The sequence below is a fragment of the Bradyrhizobium sp. SZCCHNR2028 genome (assembly GCF_032380995.1).
In the GTDB taxonomy this organism is placed as follows: Bacteria; Pseudomonadota; Alphaproteobacteria; order Rhizobiales; family Xanthobacteraceae; genus Bradyrhizobium.
Genome location: NZ_JAUHJF010000008.1, coordinates 201,082 through 221,991 on the forward strand (window position 1 = coordinate 201,082; position 20,910 = coordinate 221,991).

Annotated in this window: 21 protein-coding genes and 1 riboswitch; of the genes, 11 read left to right on the forward strand and 10 right to left on the reverse strand. The window is 66.0% G+C overall.

The genetic code is table 11. The annotated features are described in order from the left end of the window. Positions 1–18: 18 nt before the first annotated feature. Genes QX121_RS15975 through QX121_RS15985 form a run of 3 tightly spaced genes read left to right on the forward strand, consistent with a single transcriptional unit; the run spans position 19 to position 2,994 of the window. A complete protein-coding gene (locus tag QX121_RS15975) occupies positions 19–1,089 on the forward strand; it encodes an ABC transporter substrate-binding protein (protein ID WP_315812443.1) in 1,071 nt (356 codons plus the stop codon). Beyond that, positions 1,086–1,790, forward strand: coding sequence for an SDR family oxidoreductase (locus QX121_RS15980; protein WP_315812444.1), 705 nt, complete (start codon positions 1,086–1,088; stop codon positions 1,788–1,790). The genes QX121_RS15975 and QX121_RS15980 overlap by 4 nt, the downstream gene beginning before the upstream one ends. 34 nt (positions 1,791–1,824) lie before the next feature. Then, positions 1,825–2,994 carry a mandelate racemase/muconate lactonizing enzyme family protein gene (locus tag QX121_RS15985; RefSeq protein WP_315778296.1) on the forward strand — a complete coding sequence of 390 codons (1,170 nt, stop codon included), beginning with the start codon at positions 1,825–1,827 and terminating at the stop codon, positions 2,992–2,994. A 388-nt stretch (positions 2,995–3,382) separates the two neighbouring features. On the opposite strand, the gene QX121_RS15990 is transcribed toward QX121_RS15985, so the two are convergent. Next, positions 3,383–3,763, reverse strand: a complete 381-nt coding sequence (locus QX121_RS15990) for a response regulator (protein WP_315812445.1) — start codon at positions 3,761–3,763, stop codon at positions 3,383–3,385. A gap of 54 nt (positions 3,764–3,817) precedes the next feature. Next, the gene (locus tag QX121_RS15995) at positions 3,818–4,669 is read right to left on the reverse strand and encodes an MJ0042-type zinc finger domain-containing protein (protein WP_315756098.1); all 852 of its coding nucleotides are present in this window, start codon (positions 4,667–4,669) and stop codon (positions 3,818–3,820) included. 214 nt (positions 4,670–4,883) lie between these two features. Between QX121_RS15995 and ftsE the strand changes: the two genes are divergently transcribed. The 4 genes from ftsE (at position 4,884) to QX121_RS16015 (ending at position 8,253) form a co-directional block, all read left to right on the forward strand. Continuing rightward, the gene (gene ftsE / locus QX121_RS16000; protein WP_006615648.1) at positions 4,884–5,543 is read left to right on the forward strand and encodes a cell division ATP-binding protein FtsE; all 660 of its coding nucleotides are present in this window, start codon (positions 4,884–4,886) and stop codon (positions 5,541–5,543) included. Further along, a complete protein-coding gene (locus QX121_RS16005; protein ID WP_315783082.1) occupies positions 5,536–6,504 on the forward strand; it encodes an ABC transporter permease in 969 nt (322 codons plus the stop codon). Before ftsE ends, QX121_RS16005 begins: the two co-directional genes overlap by 8 nt. Positions 6,505–6,759: 255 nt before the next feature. Further along, entirely contained in the window at positions 6,760–7,473 is a 714-nt protein-coding gene (locus QX121_RS16010; RefSeq protein ID WP_315736233.1) for a YdcF family protein, read from the forward strand. A 12-nt stretch (positions 7,474–7,485) separates the two neighbouring features. Next, positions 7,486–8,253, forward strand: a complete 768-nt coding sequence (locus tag QX121_RS16015; RefSeq protein ID WP_315736234.1) for a lysophospholipid acyltransferase family protein — start codon at positions 7,486–7,488, stop codon at positions 8,251–8,253. Between the two features lie 6 nt (positions 8,254–8,259). On the opposite strand, the gene QX121_RS16020 is transcribed toward QX121_RS16015, so the two are convergent. Next, entirely contained in the window at positions 8,260–8,862 is a 603-nt protein-coding gene (locus QX121_RS16020; protein ID WP_409998895.1) for a gamma-glutamylcyclotransferase, read from the reverse strand. A 99-nt stretch (positions 8,863–8,961) separates the two neighbouring features. Here QX121_RS16020 and QX121_RS16025 point away from each other — a divergent pair, with 99 nt between their 5' ends. Then, positions 8,962–10,146, forward strand: coding sequence for a DUF2125 domain-containing protein (locus QX121_RS16025; RefSeq protein ID WP_315812446.1), 1,185 nt, complete (start codon positions 8,962–8,964; stop codon positions 10,144–10,146). Between the two features lie 5 nt (positions 10,147–10,151). On the opposite strand, the gene QX121_RS16030 is transcribed toward QX121_RS16025, so the two are convergent. Genes QX121_RS16030 through QX121_RS16040 form a run of 3 tightly spaced genes read right to left on the reverse strand, consistent with a single transcriptional unit; the run spans position 10,152 to position 13,052 of the window. Then, positions 10,152–11,087 carry a prephenate/arogenate dehydrogenase family protein gene (locus tag QX121_RS16030; protein WP_315812447.1) on the reverse strand — a complete coding sequence of 312 codons (936 nt, stop codon included), beginning with the start codon at positions 11,085–11,087 and terminating at the stop codon, positions 10,152–10,154. After that, the gene (gene hisC, locus QX121_RS16035; RefSeq protein WP_315812448.1) at positions 11,084–12,181 is read right to left on the reverse strand and encodes a histidinol-phosphate transaminase; all 1,098 of its coding nucleotides are present in this window, start codon (positions 12,179–12,181) and stop codon (positions 11,084–11,086) included. Before hisC ends, QX121_RS16030 begins: the two co-directional genes overlap by 4 nt. Positions 12,182–12,218: 37 nt before the next feature. Beyond that, complete coding sequence (locus QX121_RS16040; RefSeq protein ID WP_315812449.1) at positions 12,219–13,052, reverse strand: chorismate mutase; 834 nt, start codon at positions 13,050–13,052, stop codon at positions 12,219–12,221. 197 nt (positions 13,053–13,249) lie between these two features. Then, a riboswitch (SAM riboswitch) is annotated at positions 13,250–13,329 on the forward strand. 91 nt (positions 13,330–13,420) lie between these two features. Between QX121_RS16040 and QX121_RS16045 the strand changes: the two genes are divergently transcribed. From QX121_RS16045 to QX121_RS16055, 3 genes are all read left to right on the forward strand, one after another. Further along, a complete protein-coding gene (locus tag QX121_RS16045; RefSeq protein WP_315778301.1) occupies positions 13,421–14,635 on the forward strand; it encodes a homoserine O-acetyltransferase in 1,215 nt (404 codons plus the stop codon). 3 nt (positions 14,636–14,638) lie between these two features. After that, positions 14,639–15,304 (forward strand): methionine biosynthesis protein MetW, encoded by a 666-nt coding sequence (gene metW / locus QX121_RS16050; RefSeq protein ID WP_315736241.1) that lies wholly within the window; start codon positions 14,639–14,641, stop codon positions 15,302–15,304. 86 nt (positions 15,305–15,390) lie between these two features. After that, on the forward strand, positions 15,391–15,681 hold the full coding sequence (locus QX121_RS16055) for a GIY-YIG nuclease family protein (RefSeq protein WP_315812450.1): 291 nt from the start codon (positions 15,391–15,393) through the stop codon (positions 15,679–15,681). A 669-nt stretch (positions 15,682–16,350) separates the two neighbouring features. Here the strand turns inward: QX121_RS16055 and QX121_RS16060 are convergent. The 4 genes from QX121_RS16060 to QX121_RS16075 all read right to left on the reverse strand — a co-directional run bounded on the left by QX121_RS16060 (position 16,351) and on the right by QX121_RS16075 (position 20,849). Further along, positions 16,351–18,393 carry a S8 family serine peptidase gene (locus QX121_RS16060; RefSeq protein WP_315812451.1) on the reverse strand — a complete coding sequence of 681 codons (2,043 nt, stop codon included), beginning with the start codon at positions 18,391–18,393 and terminating at the stop codon, positions 16,351–16,353. 52 nt (positions 18,394–18,445) lie between these two features. After that, complete coding sequence (locus QX121_RS16065) at positions 18,446–18,676, reverse strand: hypothetical protein (RefSeq protein ID WP_315736244.1); 231 nt, start codon at positions 18,674–18,676, stop codon at positions 18,446–18,448. Positions 18,677–18,789: 113 nt separating this feature from the next. Then, on the reverse strand, positions 18,790–19,926 hold the full coding sequence (locus QX121_RS16070) for a hypothetical protein (RefSeq protein ID WP_315812452.1): 1,137 nt from the start codon (positions 19,924–19,926) through the stop codon (positions 18,790–18,792). A gap of 191 nt (positions 19,927–20,117) precedes the next feature. Further along, entirely contained in the window at positions 20,118–20,849 is a 732-nt protein-coding gene (locus QX121_RS16075; protein ID WP_315812453.1) for a BTAD domain-containing putative transcriptional regulator, read from the reverse strand. Between the last annotated feature and the right edge of the window lie 61 nt (positions 20,850–20,910).

A 20,910-nucleotide genomic window follows, 5' to 3' on the forward strand; every position in this document is an offset into this window, starting at 1 on the left:
AGCAGGGAGGAACGAAGAATGGTTTCGCGCAGGTCATTCCTGAAGGGCAGCGCCGGAGCGGCGTTGCTGATGAGCGGCGCTCCGGCCGGGCTGATGGCCGCCGACGTCAGAAAGATCCGTTTCGGCGTTGGCCTCAAGGCGCTCAACGCCACCGTCATCAATTGCGTGATCGGCGAGGCGCTCGGCTACAATGCGCAGGAGGGTTTTTCGCTCGACGTCCAGGCGCTCGGCACCAACGCCAACGTCCAGGTCGCGACCGATCGCGGCTCGGTGGCGATCGGCGTAGGCGTGCCCTCGACGGCGCTGCCGCTGCTCGCCAAAAATGAATGGGGCGGCGCGAAAATGTTCTATCAGTACACCTACCCCTACAAATGGGACATCGCCGTCCCGCCCGGCTCTGCGCTCAAGAGCTACACCGATCTCAAGGGCAAGAAGATCGGCGTCTCGGACTTTGGCGCCACCGAATATCCGGTGACCAAGAACGTGCTGAAGGCGCTCGGCCTCGATCCGGAAAAGGATGTGAGCTGGGTCGCGGTCGGCAACGGCACGCCGGCGGGCGTCGCCCTGCAGCGCGGCGTGGTTGATGCGCTGGCCTATTTCGACACCGGCTTCGGCCAGATCGAGGCGGCCGGCATCGAGATGACCTATCTGCCGCGTCCGACCACGATCCCGATGGTCGGCGGCCAGTTCCTGATGGCGATGCCCCAGACGTTCGAGAAGGACAAGGATCTGCTGATCGGCTTCGGCCGCTCGGTCTGCAAGGCCTCGCAGTTCCTGCTCGCCAATCCCGCCGCCGGCGCCAGGGCGTTCCTGAAGCTCTATCCGGAGACGGCGCCGCGCGGCGCCAGCGAGGACGAAGCCGTGAAGGCCGTGCTGCAGTCGATCAGCCGCCGCATCAAGCTCTACGCGCCGCCCTATGCTGATACGAAGATGGGCGCGATCAACGAGCAGGAGTTCCGCACCGAAGCCGCGATGAACGGGCTCGACATCAAGGACTACAATGCGCTCTACACCAATGAGCTGATCGACAAGATCAACAATTTCGATGCAGTGAAGGTCAAGGCCGAGGCGGCTGCGTACAAGGGATGACAGTGGATCACGACAGCAGTTCCGGTTTTCGCCACGCGGTGGTGACCGGAGCCAGCTCCGGCATCGGCCGCGCCATCGCCGAGCGCCTGCTGGCGGCCGGCTGGCGCGTGACGGGCATCGACCGCGCGCCGTCGGCGTTCTCACATGAGGGCTTTCGAAGTCTGCAAGCTGATCTCGCCGAGCCGCACGCGCTGGTCGCGCGACTCGCAGGCATCGGCGTCGTCACTGCGCTCGTTCATGCTGCCGGCTACATGCGCGTCGGAAGGCTCGGCGAACTCACGCGTGAGAACGGCGAAGGCATGTGGCGCGTCCATGTCGGCGCGGCGGAGGTGCTCGCCAATGCGCTGGCGCCGCACATGACGGAGGGCGGGCGCATCGTCCTGATCGGCAGCCGCACCGCCAATGGCGCGTCCGGCCGCAGCCAATACGCCGCGACCAAGGCGGCACTCGCCGGCCTCGCGCGCTCCTGGGCCATCGAGCTGGCGCCGCGCCTGATCACCGTCAACGTCGTCGCTCCGGCCGCGACCGACACGCCGTTCCTGCGCGATCCCAGCCGCGCGGGCACCGCGCCGGTGCTGCCGCCGATGGGGCGCTACGTCGATCCAGCGGAGGTGGCCGCGCTCACCGCCTTCCTGCTGTCGCCGGACGCGGGCGCCATCACCGGACAGACCATCACCATCTGTGCAGGCGCCTCGCTGTAGAGCGGCGCGTGCGGCCCCGACCAGGAGAATGACCATGACCGTCCGTATCGTCGACGTCCGCGAGGTGACGAAGCCGATCTCATCGCCGATCCGCAATGCCTATATCGACTTCACCAAGATGACCTCCAGTCTCGTCGCCGTCATTACCAATGTCGAGCGCAACGGACGGCCCGTCGTCGGCTACGGCTTCAACTCCAACGGCCGCTACGGCCAGGGTGGCTTGATCCGCGAGCGCTTTCGCGCGCGCCTCCTGGAAGCTGACCCGACATCGTTGCTCGATGCCAGCAAGGACAACATCGATCCGGACAAGGCCTGGGCGGCGATGATGATCAACGAGAAGCCCGGCGGCCACGGCGAGCGCTCGGTCGCGGTCGGCACGTTGGACATGGCGATCTGGGATGCGGTCGCCAAGATCGCCGACAAGCCGCTGTTCCGTCTGCTCGCGGAGCGGCACGGCCGCAAGGCCGAACCGCGCGTCTTCGTCTACGCTGCCGGCGGCTACTACTATCCCGGCAAGGATCTCTCGGCGCTCCGCCGCGAGATGCGCGGCTATCTCGAGCGTGGCTACAATGTCGTGAAGATGAAGATCGGCGGCGCCCCGATCGATGAGGACCGTGAGCGCATCGAGGCCGTGCTCGATGAGATCGGCTCCGGCCATCAGCTCGCCGTCGACGCCAATGGCCGCTTCGACCTGGAGACTGCGATCGCCTACGCCAAGATGCTGCGCGACTATCCGCTGTTCTGGTACGAGGAGGCGGGCGATCCGCTCGACTATCACCTGCAGGCGACGCTGGCTGACTTCTATCCCGGCCCGATGGCCACCGGCGAGAACCTGTTCAGCCACCAGGACGCGCGCAACCTCATTCGCTATGGCGGCATGCGTCCCGATCGCGACTGGCTGCAATTCGACTGCGCGCTGTCCTACGGCCTGTGCGAATATCTGCGCACGCTCGACGTGCTCAGGACCTACGGCTGGTCGCCGTCACGCTGCATCCCGCATGGTGGACACCAGATGTCGCTCAACATCGCCGCCGGCCTCGGCCTCGGCGGCAATGAGAGCTATCCCGACCTGTTCCAGCCCTATGGTGGCTTCCCCGACGGCGTGAAGGTGATCGATGGCCACATCACGATGCTGGACCTCCCCGGCATCGGCTTCGAGGGCAAATCCGATCTCTATGCCGAGATGCGCGCGCTCAGCGCGTGAAGCTGAGCGGGGCGTCCGACGGCCGCCCCAGCGTCATTGCGAGCGCAGCGAAGCAATCCAGACGGTCTCCGCAGAGGGATTCTGGATTGCTTCGCTGCGCTCGCAATGACGGAGGAGAGAGGATCAGTTCCTTCAGCGACCTTTACGCAGGCGCGAGCCCATCAGGCATGTCCGCGCTCCATCGCATCCATCGCTGTCGTCCCGGGCAAGCCGCGATGGCGCGAAGCGACGGCGTGGTGCCGACCCGGGACCCATACCCCCAGGGAGATGTGATGGCGCGAGATGTGGGACCAGTCTTGTCCCTCAACGGCGGCGGTGGCTATGGATCCCTGCGTTCGCAGGGATGACAGCGCGGACTGCAGCAACGTCGAGGATTACCGTTGGCGCGCTACGCCTTCGCAGTCTTCGACGCCAGCGCATCGGCGACCGCGGTTCTGATATCGGCGACCGAGAACGGCTTGGTGATGACATCATGCGCGATCGCGCTGAGATTCGACGCCCGCTCGCGCTGATGGGCAAAGCCCGTCATCAGCAGGATGGTCAAATCGGGAAAATCGCGTGCTGCCGACAGCGCCAGCGCGATGCCGTCCATGATGGGCATCTGGATGTCGGTCAGCAGCAGGTCGAAGGCGCCGGCCTCGCGCGTCAGGATGTCGAGCGCCTCGGCACCGTCCTGCGCCGTCACGATCTCATGTCCATCCATGGCAATGGCGCGCGCGACCAAGGTCCGCATCGAATCTTCGTCGTCGGCGATCAGCACGCGCGACATGTCGTTTCGTCTCCGTGTCGTGGGCCCCGCGAGAGAGCCGCGAGACCGGAACCATCATGCACTGCCGGCGGCGAGGTCGCGCCGGTTGAAGAACCGTATATCGATATTGCGGCCTTCGGGAGGGGGCGAGGCGAGCCGCGACTTGAACGTCGTGCGCTCGCCGGGCTTGAGCGCGGTCTGATCGAGCAGCGTGTTCCAGGCGTAGATCTCGGTGCCCTGCGCGTCACGGACGCTGAAACGCAACCGCGGCAGATCGACCGATTTCTTCGTCAGGCTGACGATCGTTCCCTCGATCACCAGCACCGGCTTGCCGTCGACGGTTTCGGTCGCCACCTTCAGGTCCTTGAAGTTCAGGCCGCGCAGGTTCACCTCGAGCCCGACCAGCTTGTAGAACGACGCCGTCTGCGGCAGCAGCCTGACGACGTCGGCGCGCCACACCACCAGCGCAATCGTGAGCGCCGCCATGGCAGCCGTCAGCACCGGCAGGTTCAACAGCTTATTGCCTGGGAAATCCGGCAACGTCGGGCGCCTGATGAGCTTGCGGAGACCGGCGAGGCGCGAAGCCCCGCCCTGCGCCGGCTGCTCGGCATCGGCTGTGTCGTCGGGCTCGGCGAGGGCATCCTCGGGCCAGCCGGCAGCCAGCGGCGGACTTTCCACATCGGGCGTCCGTTCGTCGTCGTCTTCCTGGCGCGCGAGGGCTTCCCACTCGTCGGCGGCGTCACGGGGCGCGGCCGACGCGCCGGCCTCCGCCATGGCAGGCATGGGGGCGGGCGCCTCGACCGCATCCTCCGGTCGTGCCAGCCAGACCTCCTTGCAACGGGAACAGCGTACGCTGCGGCCAGCCATACCCAGGGTTGCCAGGTCGATGGCATAAGATGTCGTACAATGAGGGCAAACGATGAACATCGCGCCTGTTCTCCAACGGCCATTGCCGCTTTGTTTCCGACAGTTCGTGCTACAAGGACCGCCATGTCGACGAACTTCGGAACTCAATCGCGCCAATGGTACACGGCGACCGTTAACGAACCGGAAACCATAACGGGCGCTCAATCGGGCCATCGTACCGCTGAGCTTGGAGCGTGCGGGTCTGCCGCGCACGCGGTCGAACGGAGCTGACGCTTTGGTTCGGTTCGAAAATGTTGGGCTGCGCTATGGATTGGGGCCGGAGATTCTCCGCGACCTCAGTTTCCAGATTCCTGCCCATTCCTTCCAGTTTCTCACCGGCCCGTCGGGCGCCGGCAAGACCTCGCTGCTGAAGCTGCTGTTCCTGTCGCTGCGGCCGACCCGCGGTCTGGTCAATCTGTTCGGCTACGACATCTCGCTGCTCAGCAAGGAAGAGATCGCCGATCTGCGCAAGCGCATCGGCATCGTGCTGCAGGACTTCCGGCTGCTCGACCACATGACGACCTATGAGAACGTGGCGTTGCCGTTTCGCGTCATGGGCCGCGACGAGTCAAGCTATCGCAAGGAGGTCATCGACCTCCTGAAATGGGTCGGCCTCGGCGAGCGCATGGATGCGCTGCCGCCGATCCTGTCGGGTGGTGAGAAGCAGCGCGCGGCGATCGCGCGCGCCGTGATCTCGCGGCCGCAGCTGCTGCTCGCGGACGAGCCGACCGGCAACGTCGATCCGACGCTCGGCCGCCGCCTGCTGCGGCTGTTCATCGAACTGAACCGCTCGGGCACGGCGGTGATCATCGCAACCCATGACATCACGCTGATGGACCAATACGAGGCCCGCCGGCTGGTGCTGCATCAGGGACGATTGCACATCTATGAGTAGCGTAGACGATCGCGGCCTCCTGGTCGATCTCGGCGACGACCGCCCGCAACTGCCGGCGCAGGCCCGCATCGTGTCGCCGATCGTGCCGCGCGCCTCGATCGCGGGCCGTGCGCTGGTCGCCGTGGTGGCGATCATGACCTTCCTGGCCTCGATCACGACCGGCGGCGTGCTGCTGGTCAGCGAGTCCGCGGCCGAATGGCAGTCGGAGGTGGCGAGCGAGATCACGGTTCAGGTTCGCCCCAAGACCGGCCGGGATCTCGAGCGCGACATTGCCCTGGTGACGGAGGCGATGCGGGCGCAGTCCGGAATCGTGGAGGTCCGGCCATTCACGAAGGAGGAATCGAGCAAGCTGCTGGAGCCGTGGCTCGGCAGCGGCTTGTCGTTCGATGAGCTTCCGGTGCCCCGCGTCATCATCGCACGCGTCCAGCCCGGCACCAGCTTCGATCTCAACGCCCTGCGCGCCCGCGTGATCCAGGTTGCGCCGACCGCCAGCGTGGATGACCACCGCGCCTGGATCGAGCGCATGCGCTCGATGACCGGTGCAACCCTGTTTGCAGGCTTCGGCATTCTCGTGCTGGTGATCGCGGCCACCATCATCTCGGTGTCGTTCGCGACCCGCGGCGCGATGGCCGCGAACCGGCCGATCGTCGAGGTGCTGCATTTCGTCGGCGCCGGTGACCGCTACATCGCCAATCACTTCCTGCGGCACTTTTTGCAGCTCGGACTGGAGGGGGGCGTGATCGGCGGCGGCCTTGCGATGCTCGGATTCGGGTTCTCGGAGTCGATCGCCAATTGGTTCTCCGGCACCCCCGTCGGCGATCAGTTTGCGGCATTGCTCGGGACGTTCTCGCTGCGCCCGCTCGGCTATGTCGCGATCGCGCTGCAGGCCATCGTGATCGCCGCGGTGACCGGCTGGGCCGCACGCCGGACCCTGTTCACGACGCTGGCGAGCATCGACTGATGGCGGCTTCTATCCCCAGCCGTCTCGTTGCGGATTTCACTTGGCCCGAAAACCGCCTAAAATCGTCTGCGCCGGGGTGAGGCAGGACGGGGTGAGCTGGGTCACGAACACGGCGGAGGTCGCGCGCCAGGATCGGCGGCGAGCGAACGTGATCGGGAGGCCGGCGAAACCTGCCTGCGTTCCCGGACTTGAACGACGGGATCGCGCGACGGCATGGCGCCGCGCGCAGGCAGGCAAGGACAAGCCAGGCGTTGCATGGAGCCGGAGACCGACCATAGCAGGCGAAAGCTGCCGCTCACCGTGGCGGTGTGGCGGACGCTCGCGGGCGCCGTGGCGACACTCGGGCTCGGCTTCTTCGTCGCCGCGGTCGGTTTCGTCGGCTTCCTCTCGCAATTGCGCGGTGCCGAGATCCAGCCCGAGCGAAAGGCGGACGGAATCGTGGTCCTGACCGGCGGCTCGTCGCGCGTGTCGGACGCGGTGGAACTCCTAGCGGGAGGCTATGGCCGGCGGCTGCTGATCTCCGGCGTGCACCCGACCAACGAGGCCAGCAACATCACCAGGTCGCTGCCCGAGGCGCGATCATTCATCAACTGCTGCGTCGATCTGGATTATTCGGCGATCAACACCCGCAGCAACGCCGCGCAGACGCGGCGGTGGGCCAGCGAGCGCGGCTTCAAGTCGCTGATCGTGGTGACGTCGAACTATCACATGCCGCGGGCCATCGTCGAACTGTCGCATGCGATGCCGAGCATGGATCTCATTCCGTACGCCGTCGTCGGCGAGAAATGGCGTGACGAGCCGTGGTGGACCAGCGCGCCGACGCTGCGACTTCTGCTGTCCGAATATGCCAAATTTGTCGCCGCCGAGATGCGGCTGCGGCTGGCCGATCTCGGCCTCGATCTCGCGCCCGAGGTCGATCCGCCAACCGGCTCGGTGGCGCGCCGACCGACGACGGCGCAAGCCAATTGAACTGGGTTTCTGATGGTCTCGATCTTCCTGCGTTCGCTGCTGTTCAACATCCTGTTCTACCCGAACTTCGTGCTCTGGGCGCTGATCGCGTTGCCGACCCTGGCGATGCCCCGCAAGGCGCTGCTGCGCGTCGCCAATTGGTGGGCGCAGAGCAACATTTTGTTGATGCGCGTCGTCTGCAACATCCGCGTCGAATATCGCGGCGTCGAAAAGATCCCGAAGGGGCCGCTGATCGTCGCCGCCAAGCATCAGTCGATGTGGGAGACGATCTCGCTGCTGCATTTCTTCGATGCGCCGTTCTTCGTTCTCAAACGCGAGCTGCTGCGGATTCCCTTGTTCGGACAATATCTGGTCAAGGCGGACATGATCGCGATCGACCGCAGCTCCGGCGCCCGCGCGTTGAAGCAGGTGATGCGGCGGGCGGCGGAGGAGGTGAAGCACGGCCGTCAGTTTGTGATTTTTCCGGAAGGCACGCGGCGCCCGGCGGGCGCACCGCCGGACTACAAGGGCGGGGTCGGCTTGATCTACACGGATTGCGGCGTGCCGTGCCTGCCGGTGGCGCTGAACTCAGGGCTGTTCTGGCCGCGTCGCACATTCCTGCGCTATCCGGGCACGCTTGTGGTGGAGTTTCTTGATCCGCTGCCGCCGGGCCTGCCACGCGATGAATTCATGCAGCGGATCCAAAGCGTGATCGAGGAGGCCACCAATCGGCTGGTCGCCGCAGGGCAGGCCGAGCAGGCCCGGCTGTTCGGCCGCATAGCGGCGGCGGTGAAAGCTTGACGCGTGCTATGGCGGCGCACCTTCCGGCGCAGGATGCAGCGAGTGGCCGTCATCGTGCAGCATCGTTGCGAGCCGATGCAACTGCGTGTCGCGAAGGCCCTGCGCCTCGATCGCCTTCACAGTCGAGATCACGTAGTCGCGATTGGCGCCGGACTGGCCGTGACCCTGACGCACATGGCGCAACTGTTCCTGCGGCGACAACCGGCCGGCATATTGCACATGGCCGCGATCGACCACGTAGACCAGCGCGCTCACCCGCTCGCGGGCGTCGTTCTCCAGCCATACCGAGCGCGTCACTTCGCGATACACCGAGGTCACCTGCTCACGCGCCCGCAAATACGCGATGGTCTCGTCGCGCTTGTCTCCTGCCACCCGAAACGCAATGCCGCGACACGCGCCGCCGCGATCGAGACCGAGCACGAGGCCGGGCTTCTCCGGCGTTCCGCGGTGGACGAACGAATACACACAGAGCGCGCGATGCTCGCCGATCAACCGCGCCGGCACCTGCTCGAGAAAGGCGAATCCGGGTCGCCACATCAGCGAGCCGTAGCCGAAGACCCAGAGGTCGCCGTGGGGAAGGTCGCGTTCGGAGAGGGTCATTGCGGACATCAATGCGGAGGCCTAAGTGTGGTGCTCGCGAATTGTTAATCTAGATACACAATCCGTGATCGCCGAATTGCCAAAATTGCTGCCCAAAGGGTGTCCTGCATGTCTCGTTTGCCGCAACCGCCGCGCAGGCGCTCTCGCTGGGGGCTTTTCATAGCTCCCGTCCTGCTCCTGATCGCCGCCGTCGCGTGGAGCGCATTCTGGTTCTTCGCCGCTTCGCAAGTGGATGTCCAGGCCGACGCCTGGCGTGCGCGCGAAGCGAAGTCCGGCCGCGTCTTCGATTGCGCGAACCGCTCGGTCGCCGGCTTTCCGTTCCGGCTCGAGGTCCGCTGTACGGATCCGAACGTAGCCCTGTTTTCGCAGGCCGCCGGCACGCCCTTGATGAACGCCAAGCTCGACGAGATTCTCGTCGTCGCACAGGTGTGGGACCCGAAGCGGGTCATCGCGGAATTCAAGGGACCCGCTATGATCGCCGACGGTCGCGGACCGGCCTCGTTCTCCGTGAACTGGCGCGTCGGTGAGGCCAGTGTCCGCGGTCTGCCAGGGCCGCCGCAGCGCGCCGACCTCGTGTTCGAACAACCGACCATCGACCGCATCGAGGGCAACACTGCCGTGCCCGCCGCGCGCGCCGATCATGCCGAATTGCACGGCCGTGTTGCCGAGGGCTCGCCGTCCGACCATCCGGTGCTGGAGACTGCGTTGCAGATCGCGAACGGCAGCATCCAAGGCAGCCATCCTCTGCTTGCCGAACCGTTCAATACCGACGTCCAGGCCCGCGTCACGGGTCTCAAGGACTTCAGGCCCAAACCCTGGCCGGAGCGGTTTCGCGAGATCCAGGCGGCGGGCGGTCATGTCGAGATCGTCCAGTCGCGCATCCAGCAGGGCGAGCTGCTGGCCGTCGCCTCGGGCACGCTCAGCCTGACCGCCAATGGCGGCATCGATGGCGAAGTGCAGATGACGGTCGCGGGGATCGAAAAGGTCATTCCGGCGCTCGGCCTCGACAAGATGCTCGAAAACGGCGTGCCGCAGGGGACGCTCGATCGCGTAGCGCCGGGTGTGAAGTCGCAGGACGTCAACAACCTGCTCGGTGCGCTCGACCGCGCCATTCCCGGCCTCGGCAAGGTCGTCAAGCAGAACGCCAGTGTCGGCGTCGCGCTCGGCATCAATGCGCTCGGCAAGGAGGCCACGCTCGAAGGGCGCAAGGCACGGACCTTCCCGTTGCGCTTCGCCGACGGGGTCGTGGTGCTCGGTCCGTTCAAGGTCGCCCGCGTCCCACCGCTGTTCTGAAGCCTTCAGGGCTTCTTCAACTGCGGCAGCGGCCGGCCGAAGTCCGGCGCCGCCGAATCCTGGCCGATGTCGACGATGCCGCGGCGGATCGCGCGGGTGCGGGTGAAGTGATCGAACAGCGCATCGCCGTCGCCGCGGCGGATCGCCCGCGTCAGCTTGGAGAGGTCCTCGGTGAAGGTGCCGAGCATGTCGAGCACGGCATCCTTGTTGCTCAGGAAGATGTCGCGCCACATCGTCGGGTCGGAGGCGGCGATGCGGGTGAAATCGCGAAAGCCGCCGGCGGAGAACTTGATCACCTCGGACTCGGTCACCTGCGCCAGCTCGTCGGCGGTGCCGACGATGGTGTAGGCGATCAGATGCGGCAGATGGCTGGTGATCGCGAGCACGCGGTCATGATGATCCGGCGTCATGATCTCGACCTTGGCGCCAAGCGCGGCCCAGAACGCGCGGAGACGATCGATCGCGTCGGCATCTACACCGTCGGGTGGCGTCAGGATGCACCAGCGGTTGATGAACAGCTCGGCGAAGCCAGAGTCCGGTCCCGAATTCTCGGTGCCGGCGACCGGATGCGCCGGTACGAAATGAACACGCGCCGGCAGGTGCGGCGCCATGTCGCGAACGATGGCGCCCTTCACGGAGCCGACGTCGGAGACGATGGCGCCGGTCTTCAGATGCGGCGCGATCTCGGCCGCGACCGGACCGCACGCGCCGACGGGAATGCAGAGGATGACGAGGTCGGCATCCTTGACCGCCTCCGCATTGCTCGCAACGACGCGGTCGACGATGCCGAGCTCGGTCACGCGGGCGCGGGTCTTGTCCGAACGCGCCGTGGTGACGATTTCGCCGGCCATGCCTTGCAGCCGCGCCGCGCGCGCGATCGAGCCGCCGATCAGGCCGAAGCCGATCAGCGCGATGCGTTCGAACCGTCCCGCGACGCTCACTTCGCCCTCATGAATTCGCTGAGAGCCTCGACGACCAGACGATTGGCCTCCTCGGTGCCGATCGTCATGCGCAGCGCATTCGGCAGCTTGTAGTTGGCGAGCGCGCGCAGCACGAGGCCGCGCCGTGTCAGGAATTCGTCGGCCTCGACCGCGGTGCGGCCCTTGTCGGTCGGGAAGTGGATCAGGATGAAGTTGGTGACGCTCGGCGTCACTTTCAGCCCGAGCTTGCCGATCTCCTCAGTGAGCCAGTTGCGCCAGGTCTCGGTGTGTGCCTTCGACATCTGCTGATGCGCGGTGTCCTCGATCGCGGCGACCGCAGCGAGCATCGCGGGCGAGGAGACGTTGAACGGCCCGCGGATGCGGTTGATGGCATCGACGATGTGCGCCGGGCCGAACATCCAGCCGACGCGGAGCGCCGCGAGGCCGTGGATCTTGGAAAAGGTGTGGGTGACGACGGTGTTCTCGGTCGTCGCGACCAGCTCGATCCCGAACTCATAATCGTTGCGCGAGACGTAGTCGGCATAGGCGGCGTCGAGCACCAGCACGACATGCGAGGGAAGGCCGGCGCGCAGCCGCTTGACCTCGTCGAACGGGATGTAGGTGCCGGTCGGGTTGTTCGGATTGGCGAGCCACACGAGCTTGGTGCGCGGCGTCACCGCGGCCAGGATCGCGTCGACGTCGGTGCGATACTCCGTCTCGGCGGCAACCACGTTCCTGGCGCCGCAGCCCATGGTCGCGATCGGATAGACCAGGAAGCCGTGCGCGGTCGAGATCGCCTCGTCGCCTTGCCCGAGAAAGGTGTGTGCCAGCAGATTCAGGATCTCGTCGGAGCCGGCGCCGCAGACGATGCGGCCGGGGTCGAGGCCATAGGTGCGGCCGATGGCCTCGCGCAGCACCCGCGAGGTGCCTTCCGGATAATCTTCCAGATGCGTGGCCGCGCTCTTGAAGGCGTCGATCGCCTTGGGTGAAGGACCGAACGGAGTCTCGTTCGCCGACAGCTTGAACACCTTGCGGCCCGGCTCGGGCTTCGGGCTCTTGCCCGGCGTGTAGGGCGCAATCTCGAGGATGCCGGGATTCGGCACGGGGCGGTTCATCGTCAACTCCGGAAAATCATCACTGGCGCGGGGCGTCTCAGCTGGGAACCGTATAGCGTTTCGCATGGCCGCCGACGAGGGCCGTCGAGCGGACCGAGGCGCCCGCCGCGATCAGGGCAGCCTTGATCTTGTCGAGGTTCGACGGCGACTCGATCGACACCAACAGCGCCGCGCCGTCGAAGGCGGTATCGGGCACCGCGATGACGTCGGCGAGCGGCGACAGCGCGCGGGACACCTGCGCATTCCAGCCGGAGACGCGGATGCTCCAGGTCTCGACCTCCAGCACCAGCGCGTCGTCCGCGACGCGCGAGATCGCGAACACCGGCAGCGCCGCCGGATGGTCGGCCCGCTCGATGAACGGCATCCGCGCGATGATCTTCGGCGCGCCCGCGGGCTCCAGCGTGATCCACCACGGCGTATGCCCCGAGGTCGTCGACACCAGCGCGAGATCGCCCTTCGAGCGCGCCACGGCTTCGACGGCGGCCTGGGCGCTGAAATGGGCGACATAAGGCACCACGAAGCCGAAATGGAACCTGGCGGAATCGCGCATCGCGGATTCGCCGACCGACACGTCGGCGTGAACCGAGAACGGCGCCTGCACGTAAGTGAACGTCGAGACGATCACGCGCCAGATGCCCTCGACGGTGTCGAGCGGCAGGATGCCGCGATGGCGCTGTACCAGGCGCCGCATCATGTCGGCCTCTCGCGCCGGCCGGAACGCCGAGCCGACCTCCTGCGTCTTCTTGACCTTGATCAGCCGGTCGATGATGTCGGCCCTGTTCATCAGGAGCTGATGGACCTGCTCGTCGATCGCGTCGATCTCCTTGCGCAAATCGGCAAGCGAAGGCGGGGCAGGCGGCGGGTTGGACATGGGCTGGTCACTCTTCGCAGGCCACCGGTTAACGTGCGGCCGACTGGAACGGATGTCGTTCTCTCCGATGCGGGAGACGCGCGCAACAGCAAGTTTACCTTGTGCCGCCTAGGCTTGGCTGGTTTGCAGCCGTGGGGCGCCCGATCGGCGGTCAACCCCAGCTTGCCTTGACGCGGAGCGCCCGCGGGACTAGTTTCTGCCTGTTCCGTGGTCATTTGAGCCGGCCGGCTTGCAGCCACGTTAAAAAACTCGCTAAACAGGCCGGGGGCGTTATCGATCCCGGCCGAACCCCAGTTCAGGCCGGGTTTTTCATGGCCTGATGTGTCACGTGGTTCGGGAGCCCTTGCCGGATGGCCGGGGTGAGAGACATGACAGGCCTGACGCCGAAACCCACCTCCGCGCTGCGCACGATTGCGCCCGAAGAGCGCTCGCACGAGGTCGATCATCCGAGCTCGCTGGTCGCGCAGTTCGGTGCCGACAAGCCGCTCAGGCTCGATTGCGGCGTCGACCTGTCGCCGTTCCAGATCGCCTACCAGACCTATGGCGAGCTCAACGCCGACAGATCGAACGCGGTCCTGGTCTGCCACGCGCTGACCGGCGACCAGCACGTCGCCAACCGTCATCCGGTCACCGGCAAGCCGGGCTGGTGGGAGACGCTGGTCGGCCCCGGCCGCCCGCTCGACCCGAGCCGCTATTTCATCATCTGCTCCAACGTGATTGGCGGCTGCATGGGCTCGACCGGACCGGCCTCGCTGAACCCTGCGACCGGCAAGGTCTGGGGGCTCGATTTCCCGATCATCACCATCCCCGACATGGTGCGCGCCCAGGCGATGCTGATCGACCATCTCGGCATCGACACGCTGTTCGCCGTGGTCGGCGGCTCGATGGGCGGCATGCAGGCGCTGCAATGGACGGTGGCCTATCCGCAACGCGTGTTCGCCACGCTCGCGATCGCCTGTGCCACGCGGCACTCGGCGCAGAACATCGCCTTCCACGAGCTCGGCCGCCAGGCCGTCATGGCCGATCCGGATTGGGACCACGGACGCTACGGCGACAAGGGCGTCCATCCGCATCGCGGCCTCGCGGTGGCGCGGATGGCCGCGCATATCACCTATCTGTCGGATGCAGCCCTGCATCGCAAGTTCGGCCGCCGCATGCAGGACCGCGAGTTGCCGACGTTCTCGTTCGACGCCGATTTCCAGGTCGAGAGCTATCTGCGCTATCAGGGCTCGTCCTTCGTCGAGCGCTTCGATGCCAACTCCTATCTCTATTTGACGCGCGCGATGGACTATTTCGACATCGCCGGCGACCACGATGGCGTGCTGGCGGCGGCGTTCCGCGGCATCAAGACCCGCTTCTGCGTGGTGTCCTTCACCAGCGACTGGCTGTTTCCGACTTCGGAGTCGCGGGCGCTGGTGCATGCGCTCAACGCGTCCAGCGCGCGGGTGTCGTTTGCCGAGATCGAGACCGACAGGGGGCACGACGCGTTCCTGCTCGACGTCCCCGAGTTCTTCGAGATCGCCAGCGCTTTTCTCGATTCCGCCGGCAAGGCGCGCGGCCTCAAGGTCGCGACGGGAGGCTGAGACATGAGCATGCAGGGTGTGCTGCCGCTGAACGGATTCTCCGGCGGCGAGGTGCTGGCCTATCGGCCCGATCATCTCCTGATCGCCGGCATGGTCGAGAGCGGTTCCAAGGTGCTCGACATCGGCTGCGGCGACGGTGACCTGCTGCAGCTGCTCGAGAGCCGCGGCATCGACGGCCGCGGCATCGAGCTGTCGCGCGAGGGCGTCAACCATTGTGTCGCCAAGGGCCTCGCGGTGGTGCAGGGCGATGCCGACACCGATCTCGTCGATTATCCCGACGATGCGTTCGACTACGTGGTCCTGTCGCAGACCCTGCAGGCGACGCGGCGGCCCAAGACGGTGCTGGAAAATCTCCTGCGCATCGGCCGCCGTGCCATCGTCACCTTCCCGAATTTCGGCTTCTGGCGGCTGCGGCTGCAGCTGCTGGTCGGCGGCCACATGCCGCGCACCGACAATCTGCCTTTCACCTGGTACGACACGCCGAACATCCATTTCTGCACCATCAAGGACTTCGTGCAGCTCTGCGACGAGATCGGCGTCAAGATGGAGCGCGCCGTCGCACTTGATAGTTACGGCCGTCCCTTGCGCGTCGCCATGCCCTGGTGGTTCTGGAACATGTTCGGCGAGCAGGGGGTGTTTCTTCTGAGCAGGGCGGAGAAGGGGCGGTAGGGAGACGGGGGGCGACCGCAGCCCCGGGGCCTTGTTGAAGTTTGTGGCCCGCTCTCCCGGCCATCCACGTCTTGCAGTATGGCGAGATGGCGGGCGGCTACGTGTACTTCATGACTAATCGTCCCAACGGTGCGCTCTATGTCGGCGTGACCAGCGATCTCATGCGCCGTGTCTTTCAGCATCGATCCGGCTTGGTTGATGGCTTCACCAGGCGGTATGGCTTGAAGCGATTGGTGTACTTTGAAGTCTTCGACGACATTCAGAGCGCGATCCAACGGGAGCACAACATCAAGCATTGGTCGCGCGCCTGGAAGATTGGACTGATCCTTGCGAGCAATCCCGACTGGGACGATCTCTACGATAGGATCACAGCTTGAGGCGTGCACGAGGACGGACGTGGATGGCCGGGACAAGCCCGGCCATGACGAGCTTGGGGTGGCGGGATTTCACTTTTCAAAGAGCCGATGGCGGTTGAGACAAGGCTGCGCATCCCCGCGGCGCATCTGCGCCCGAGCTATGCGTCATGCATCGCCTCCGATAGCGAAGAGGCGCAGGGAAGGCCGGATGCTGGCCGCACCCATGGCCCGCCTGCGGAAAAAATGCAGGCGGCAGGAACCACAGGTACGAGCCGGAACACCCGGCCTTCCCTGCGCGATGGTTGAACGGCTGCTTCGCATTCTCCTCGGTGCGCCGGGCTTTTTGGCCACCGTGTCGCGCAATGCGCTTGCGCGCATCGCGCTGGATACCAGCATCGGGGTATCAGGACCGCGCGACTTGACCGTGCGTGCCGGAATTGCTCGTCCGCGCGAGGAAGCCCCACGCGCAATCCGACACGCCCACCGCATCCCACCTCAGCGTTCGTGACGACCGCGATACGCCCCTCTTGCAGTGAGGCGGGACGGGCGGAAATCTGCGCTTGATTTGGCCGACGACGCAAGCCGCGATCGTGCGACAAACTAACACGACGGGCAGTCCGTGCATGAGGCTCATGCGCAAACTGCCCGTCGTGCAACGTCTGATGCCGTTCCTACGGCTTGCCCCGTGATCTACAGCAAGCCGACCTTGTGCATGATGTCGCGGATCTGCGCCGGACTGGGATCACCGACCGCCGGGCTGGACCACTCGCTGGTCGTCGTTGCCGGGCCCCTGGCAACCGAACCGGCTCCGTTGAGCTTGCCATTGGGCGCCTGCGGCACCAGCGTGGGAGACGTCGCACCGCTCTGCGCCTCGCCGCGCGCCAGTCCGAGCAGGCGACGGAGAACGTCGAGCGAGGGATCGGCCGTGGGCGCGGAGGCCACGCCCGCTTCCAGGCCGAGTGCGCGCATCGCGTTCGGCAGTCCGGCACCCGAACGGTTGGGATCGCCGAACTGCAGCGGCGTCGATGTCTCCTTCAGGATCTGGAACAGCCGCTCCACACGCCGCGCGTCGCGTGTCGCGAACTGGCCCTTGAAGTCGGGATGATGCGCCAGCACGAGCGCGGCGAGACCGGTGACGTGCGGCGTGGCCATCGAGGTGCCGTCCCAGGCCCCGAAGCCATCCGTCGGCAGCGAGGACACGATGCCGACGCCCGGCGCGCAGACGTCGATCTCCGGCCCGAAGCAACTGAACTTCGCCGGAAAATATCCGTCGGCGCTCCGGAAGCCGTCCAACCCCTGCTGGGCGTGGAAGCTGTCCTCGGGAAACTCGCCCCATTTGCCCATCGCGGCGACCGCCAGGCAATGCGGCGTCGAGCCCGGAAACTGGACCGGCCCCGACGAGTTTCCCGCGGCGACGATACAGGCGAGGCCCATCTGCTTGGCCCGCAAGATCCGCTCCTCGATGATCTGCGACGGCTCGCCGCCGCCCAGACTCATGTTGGCGACGTCGATGCCATTCTCCATGCAGTAGTCGAGCGCCGAGACGAGATCGCTGAACCGGCCGCCCGGGAAGATCCGGCAGACATGGATTTCGGCCGCCGGAGCGAAGCCGCGAATGCCTCCGCCGGAGCCGATCGGTCCGCCGGCGATGATCCCGGCGCAATGCGAGCCGTGACCGATGGTATCGACGGTCCAACTCGCGGGATCATTGCCGACGATGCTCTTGCCGATCGTGACGCTGTGCAGATTGCGATGCGTCGGCGCGGCGCCGGAATCGATCACCGCAATCTTCACTCCCGCGCCGTTATAGGCGAGGGGCAGGCGATCGAGGCCCATCGCGCGCTGGCCCCAACCCAGCAATTGCTGGCCGGGAAATCCGCGCAGATAGGCGCCGAGCGTCTTCGCGGCGATGCGGTTCACGCTGTCGGGGGTCAGTTGCGGACGATCGAGCCAGAAGGTCCAGTAATCGACCCGCGGCTTGATCAGGATCGAGCGGATGGTGTCGGGCGTCTCGCCCTGAATCTTGAGCGTGACGCGGCCGCTGGCGTCGGTGACGCCCTGAACCGGCCACACGCTGCCGAACACGTACACTTCCACCTCCGGCAGCGGGCCGCTCTCGCCGACCACTTCGATCGTCGTCGAGAACCCGTCGGCCAAGGGAATGAGAACGCCGGGATTGGGAAGCTGGTGCGGCGCCGGCACCTGGGGGACGGTCGGATCGAGCATGTAGGTGAGCGGCGCATCGCGCTCGACCGCGAGCCGTGCTCCGGCCTGGGCCTTCAGCAATTCGGCCTTGTCGGGCGCCATGCGGGCCAGCACCATCGGGCCGAGCGGTGCTTGTCCTGGGTCGGCGCTCTGAAATCCGAGCAGGCGCGGCGGCTGAATTGTCTTCACCACGTCGATGTCGGGGCTGTTTGTCAGTTGCTGGACGATGAAGTCGGCGCTGAAGGTCCCAAGCCCCATCTGCTGGCGCGGTGCCAGGATGTACTGCGCCCGCCGTTGCGAGATCGTCGCGCCGGGTTGACCCGTTGCTGGCGCCGCCGTGCCGCCGTCGCTGCGGCTGGTCCCTTGTGCGGCTGGGGCTGATGCGGCGGTCACCCGTGCTGCGGCCTGCGGTGCGGCAGCGGCCTCGGCTGACGGCTGCGCCGCTCCGGGTTGTGCTCCGGTGCCGTTGACGGCCGTGCCGGCCGCATCCTTCTGATCCGAGATTTCAGGCTTGCTTCGTGCGGCCATTTGCGGGCTCCTTCATCCTCGCTCGTGACATCGTCGGGAGGCGCCGCTGAAGTCAGCCGGCGCCAAAGGGTTTCAGCGGAGCGTTCGGCTCCACCACGATCGTGCTGAAAGTCGATCGGAGGCGATCGGCCTGGCTCTTCGTCATCGACAGGATGACGACGTCGGGTGCGACCTGACCGACGCGTTTCACGCTGGGCTCGCGGCTCAAGTGATCAGCGAGCTGGCCGGACTTGACCGGCTCGCCTTGCACGATGAATTCCTGTTCTGAGTTCGGATCCGCCATGCGTCGTTCCCTCCATGTCAGGTCGGCGGTGGGCGGACTTTTCGTGCGCCCACCGCTTCACTCTCTTGGACCCGCGTTGCGATATCGCGGGTCGTTGCTTCCAATCGGTCGTCCTAGTGCATCGTGCCGGCGGGCTGGCCGGTGCTGAAGATGCCGAGCGTGTGCCCGATGTTGAGGCCGGTCTGCGCGCCCTGTCCGATCTTCTTCAGCACGCTCCAGAAGCCCTGCAGCTCCATGTCGGTGGGCTGCGCCGCGGCCTGCTGGCCCGGCTGGCCGGCGCTGAAGATGCCGAGATTGTGCCCGACGTCGAGGCCGGTCTGGACGCCCTGTCCGATCTTCTTGAGCACGCTCCAGAAGCTCTGCAGCTCCATGTCGGTCGGCTGCGCGGCCGCCGACTGCTGGCCCGGCTGGCCGGCGCTGAAGATGCCGAGATTGTGGCCGACGTCGAGGCCGGTCTGGACGCCCTGGCCGATCTTCTTGAGCACGCTCCAGAAGCTCTGCAGCTCCATGTCGGTCGGCTGCGCCGCCGCAGCGGCTTGCGGACCGGTGCTGAAGATGCCGAGGTTGTGGCCGACATTGATGCCGGTCTGGACGCCCTGACCGATCTTCTTGAGCACGCTCCAGAAGCCCTGCAGTTCCATGTCGGTCGGCTGCGCCGCGGCGGTGGCGGCTTGCGGACCGGTGCTGAAGATGCCGAGGTTGTGGCCGACATTGATGCCGGTCTGGACGCCCTGACCGATCTTCTTGAGCACGCTCCAGAAGCCCTGCAGCTCCATGTCGGTCGGCTGTGCCGCGGCGGTGGCGGCTTGCGGACCGACGCTGAAGATGCCGAGGTTGTGGCCGACGTTGAGGCCGGTCTGGGCGCCCTGTCCGATCTTCTTGAGCACGCTCCAGAAGCCCTGCAGCTCCATGTCGGTCGGCTGCGCCGCGGCGGCGGCCTGCGGATCGGTGCTGAAGATGCCGAGGTTGTGGCCGACATTGAGGCCGGTCTGGACGCCCTGTCCGATCTTCTTGAGCACGCTCCAGAAGCCCTGCAACTCCATCTCCGACGGCTGCTCGGTGCCGGGGCCGACGGAGAACGGCGCGAACCCGCCCGCGATTCCGCCGATGGCGCCGCCGAAGTCCCGGCCGGTCTTGCCGCCGATCAGGCGTCCGATCGCTTGTCCGGCGAACCTGCCGAGAACGGAGCCGAAGATCCCTTCGGGATTCAGTTGACCAAAGTCCTCAGTCGATTGCTGCATGCCACTCATGTTGAGCCTCCTCGCTCGTTATCTGACCTCTGAGCGACGCGCCGCTTGACCTCATCAGGAGTAGTTGCTGCGCGACGTCGATCGAGGGCGATGTTGCGCGTGTGGCCGTGATGCAAGTGTCAAGCGGGGCGTGAAAGTGCCGTCAAAATCGATCATGTGAGGCACGCATGGAGCAAGGGTCGCGCGGATCGTCAGACGCGAAGCATGCGCCTGATTTCGCGTTGCAGGGTTTCGGTTGCGCTCTCCGGTGTGGCACCGACCTGCTTGCGCAGGACGGTGCGGCAGAAGTCATATTGACGCAGGGCGTCGGCGCGGCGACCCTGCTGTGCGTAGCAGCGCATCAGGGTGCGGTGGACGTCCTCCTGCAGCGGATCGGCGGCCAGCACGCGCAACGAGAATGTCTTGGCGATCTCCACATGTTCGGGGCCGCCGACGTCCAGCAGGCCCGCGATGGCCCGTATCGCTCGCGTCTTCAGTCGTTGACGCTCGGCGGAGAGCCATGCCTCGAACGCGCAGGACGTCGAGCTGATGCCGTCGAGCAACTCGCCTCGGAACAGCGCGGCGGCGCGCGCCATGGTTTCCAGATCGCCGAGCTGCAGCAGCAGCTCGAACTCCTGCACGTCGGTGCTGACGGCGTTCGGATGGATGCGGATGTCGTCCCGTTCCGCCGAAATGATGTCGGCGCATTGCGGCAGCACCCGGCGCAGCGTCAACAGGGCCTGGCGAAGGTTTGCGCGCGCGTTGTCGCCGAAGCGGCCTTCCCACAGGAGTGCGGCAAGCTTGCTGCGTGAAATGCCGTGCGGAGAGGTAAGGGCGAGATAGCCCAGGAGTGTTGCAGCCTTGCGGCTTGGGATGACGACCTGCTCGCCGGAGACGCGTTTGATTTCAAGACCGCCAAAGAGATTGATACGCAGCAGACTCATTGTCTCTCTCCTCTGAATGGCGACTCGCTGCGATCGGCGTCAGCCTGCAGAAGTCGAGCTT

What these genes read in the sequence shown, in the direction of transcription:
- QX121_RS16025 (WP_315812446.1), top strand. Translation starts at nt 8,962, where the DNA reads ATGTCTCGTTTGCCGCAACCGCCGCGCAGGCGCTCTCGCTGGGGGCTT.
- QX121_RS16075 (WP_315812453.1), bottom strand. Translation starts at nt 20,849, where the DNA reads ATGAGTCTGCTGCGTATCAATCTCTTTGGCGGTCTTGAAATCAAACGC.
- hisC (WP_315812448.1), bottom strand. Translation starts at nt 12,181, where the DNA reads ATGAACCGCCCCGTGCCGAATCCCGGCATCCTCGAGATTGCGCCCTAC.
- QX121_RS15995 (WP_315756098.1), bottom strand. Translation starts at nt 4,669, where the DNA reads ATGTTCATCGTTTGCCCTCATTGTACGACATCTTATGCCATCGACCTG.
- QX121_RS16045 (WP_315778301.1), top strand. Translation starts at nt 13,421, where the DNA reads ATGACAGGCCTGACGCCGAAACCCACCTCCGCGCTGCGCACGATTGCG.
- QX121_RS16070 (WP_315812452.1), bottom strand. Translation starts at nt 19,926, where the DNA reads ATGAGTGGCATGCAGCAATCGACTGAGGACTTTGGTCAACTGAATCCC.
- QX121_RS15985 (WP_315778296.1), top strand. Translation starts at nt 1,825, where the DNA reads ATGACCGTCCGTATCGTCGACGTCCGCGAGGTGACGAAGCCGATCTCA.
- QX121_RS16020 (WP_409998895.1), bottom strand. Translation starts at nt 8,862, where the DNA reads ATGTCCGCAATGACCCTCTCCGAACGCGACCTTCCCCACGGCGACCTC.
- QX121_RS16060 (WP_315812451.1), bottom strand. Translation starts at nt 18,393, where the DNA reads ATGGCCGCACGAAGCAAGCCTGAAATCTCGGATCAGAAGGATGCGGCC.
- QX121_RS15980 (WP_315812444.1), top strand. Translation starts at nt 1,086, where the DNA reads ATGACAGTGGATCACGACAGCAGTTCCGGTTTTCGCCACGCGGTGGTG.
- QX121_RS15975 (WP_315812443.1), top strand. Translation starts at nt 19, where the DNA reads ATGGTTTCGCGCAGGTCATTCCTGAAGGGCAGCGCCGGAGCGGCGTTG.
- QX121_RS16005 (WP_315783082.1), top strand. Translation starts at nt 5,536, where the DNA reads ATGAGTAGCGTAGACGATCGCGGCCTCCTGGTCGATCTCGGCGACGAC.
- QX121_RS16055 (WP_315812450.1), top strand. Translation starts at nt 15,391, where the DNA reads ATGGCGGGCGGCTACGTGTACTTCATGACTAATCGTCCCAACGGTGCG.
- QX121_RS16015 (WP_315736234.1), top strand. Translation starts at nt 7,486, where the DNA reads ATGGTCTCGATCTTCCTGCGTTCGCTGCTGTTCAACATCCTGTTCTAC.
- QX121_RS16010 (WP_315736233.1), top strand. Translation starts at nt 6,760, where the DNA reads ATGGAGCCGGAGACCGACCATAGCAGGCGAAAGCTGCCGCTCACCGTG.
- QX121_RS16040 (WP_315812449.1), bottom strand. Translation starts at nt 13,052, where the DNA reads ATGTCCAACCCGCCGCCTGCCCCGCCTTCGCTTGCCGATTTGCGCAAG.
- QX121_RS16065 (WP_315736244.1), bottom strand. Translation starts at nt 18,676, where the DNA reads ATGGCGGATCCGAACTCAGAACAGGAATTCATCGTGCAAGGCGAGCCG.
- metW (WP_315736241.1), top strand. Translation starts at nt 14,639, where the DNA reads ATGAGCATGCAGGGTGTGCTGCCGCTGAACGGATTCTCCGGCGGCGAG.
- QX121_RS15990 (WP_315812445.1), bottom strand. Translation starts at nt 3,763, where the DNA reads ATGTCGCGCGTGCTGATCGCCGACGACGAAGATTCGATGCGGACCTTG.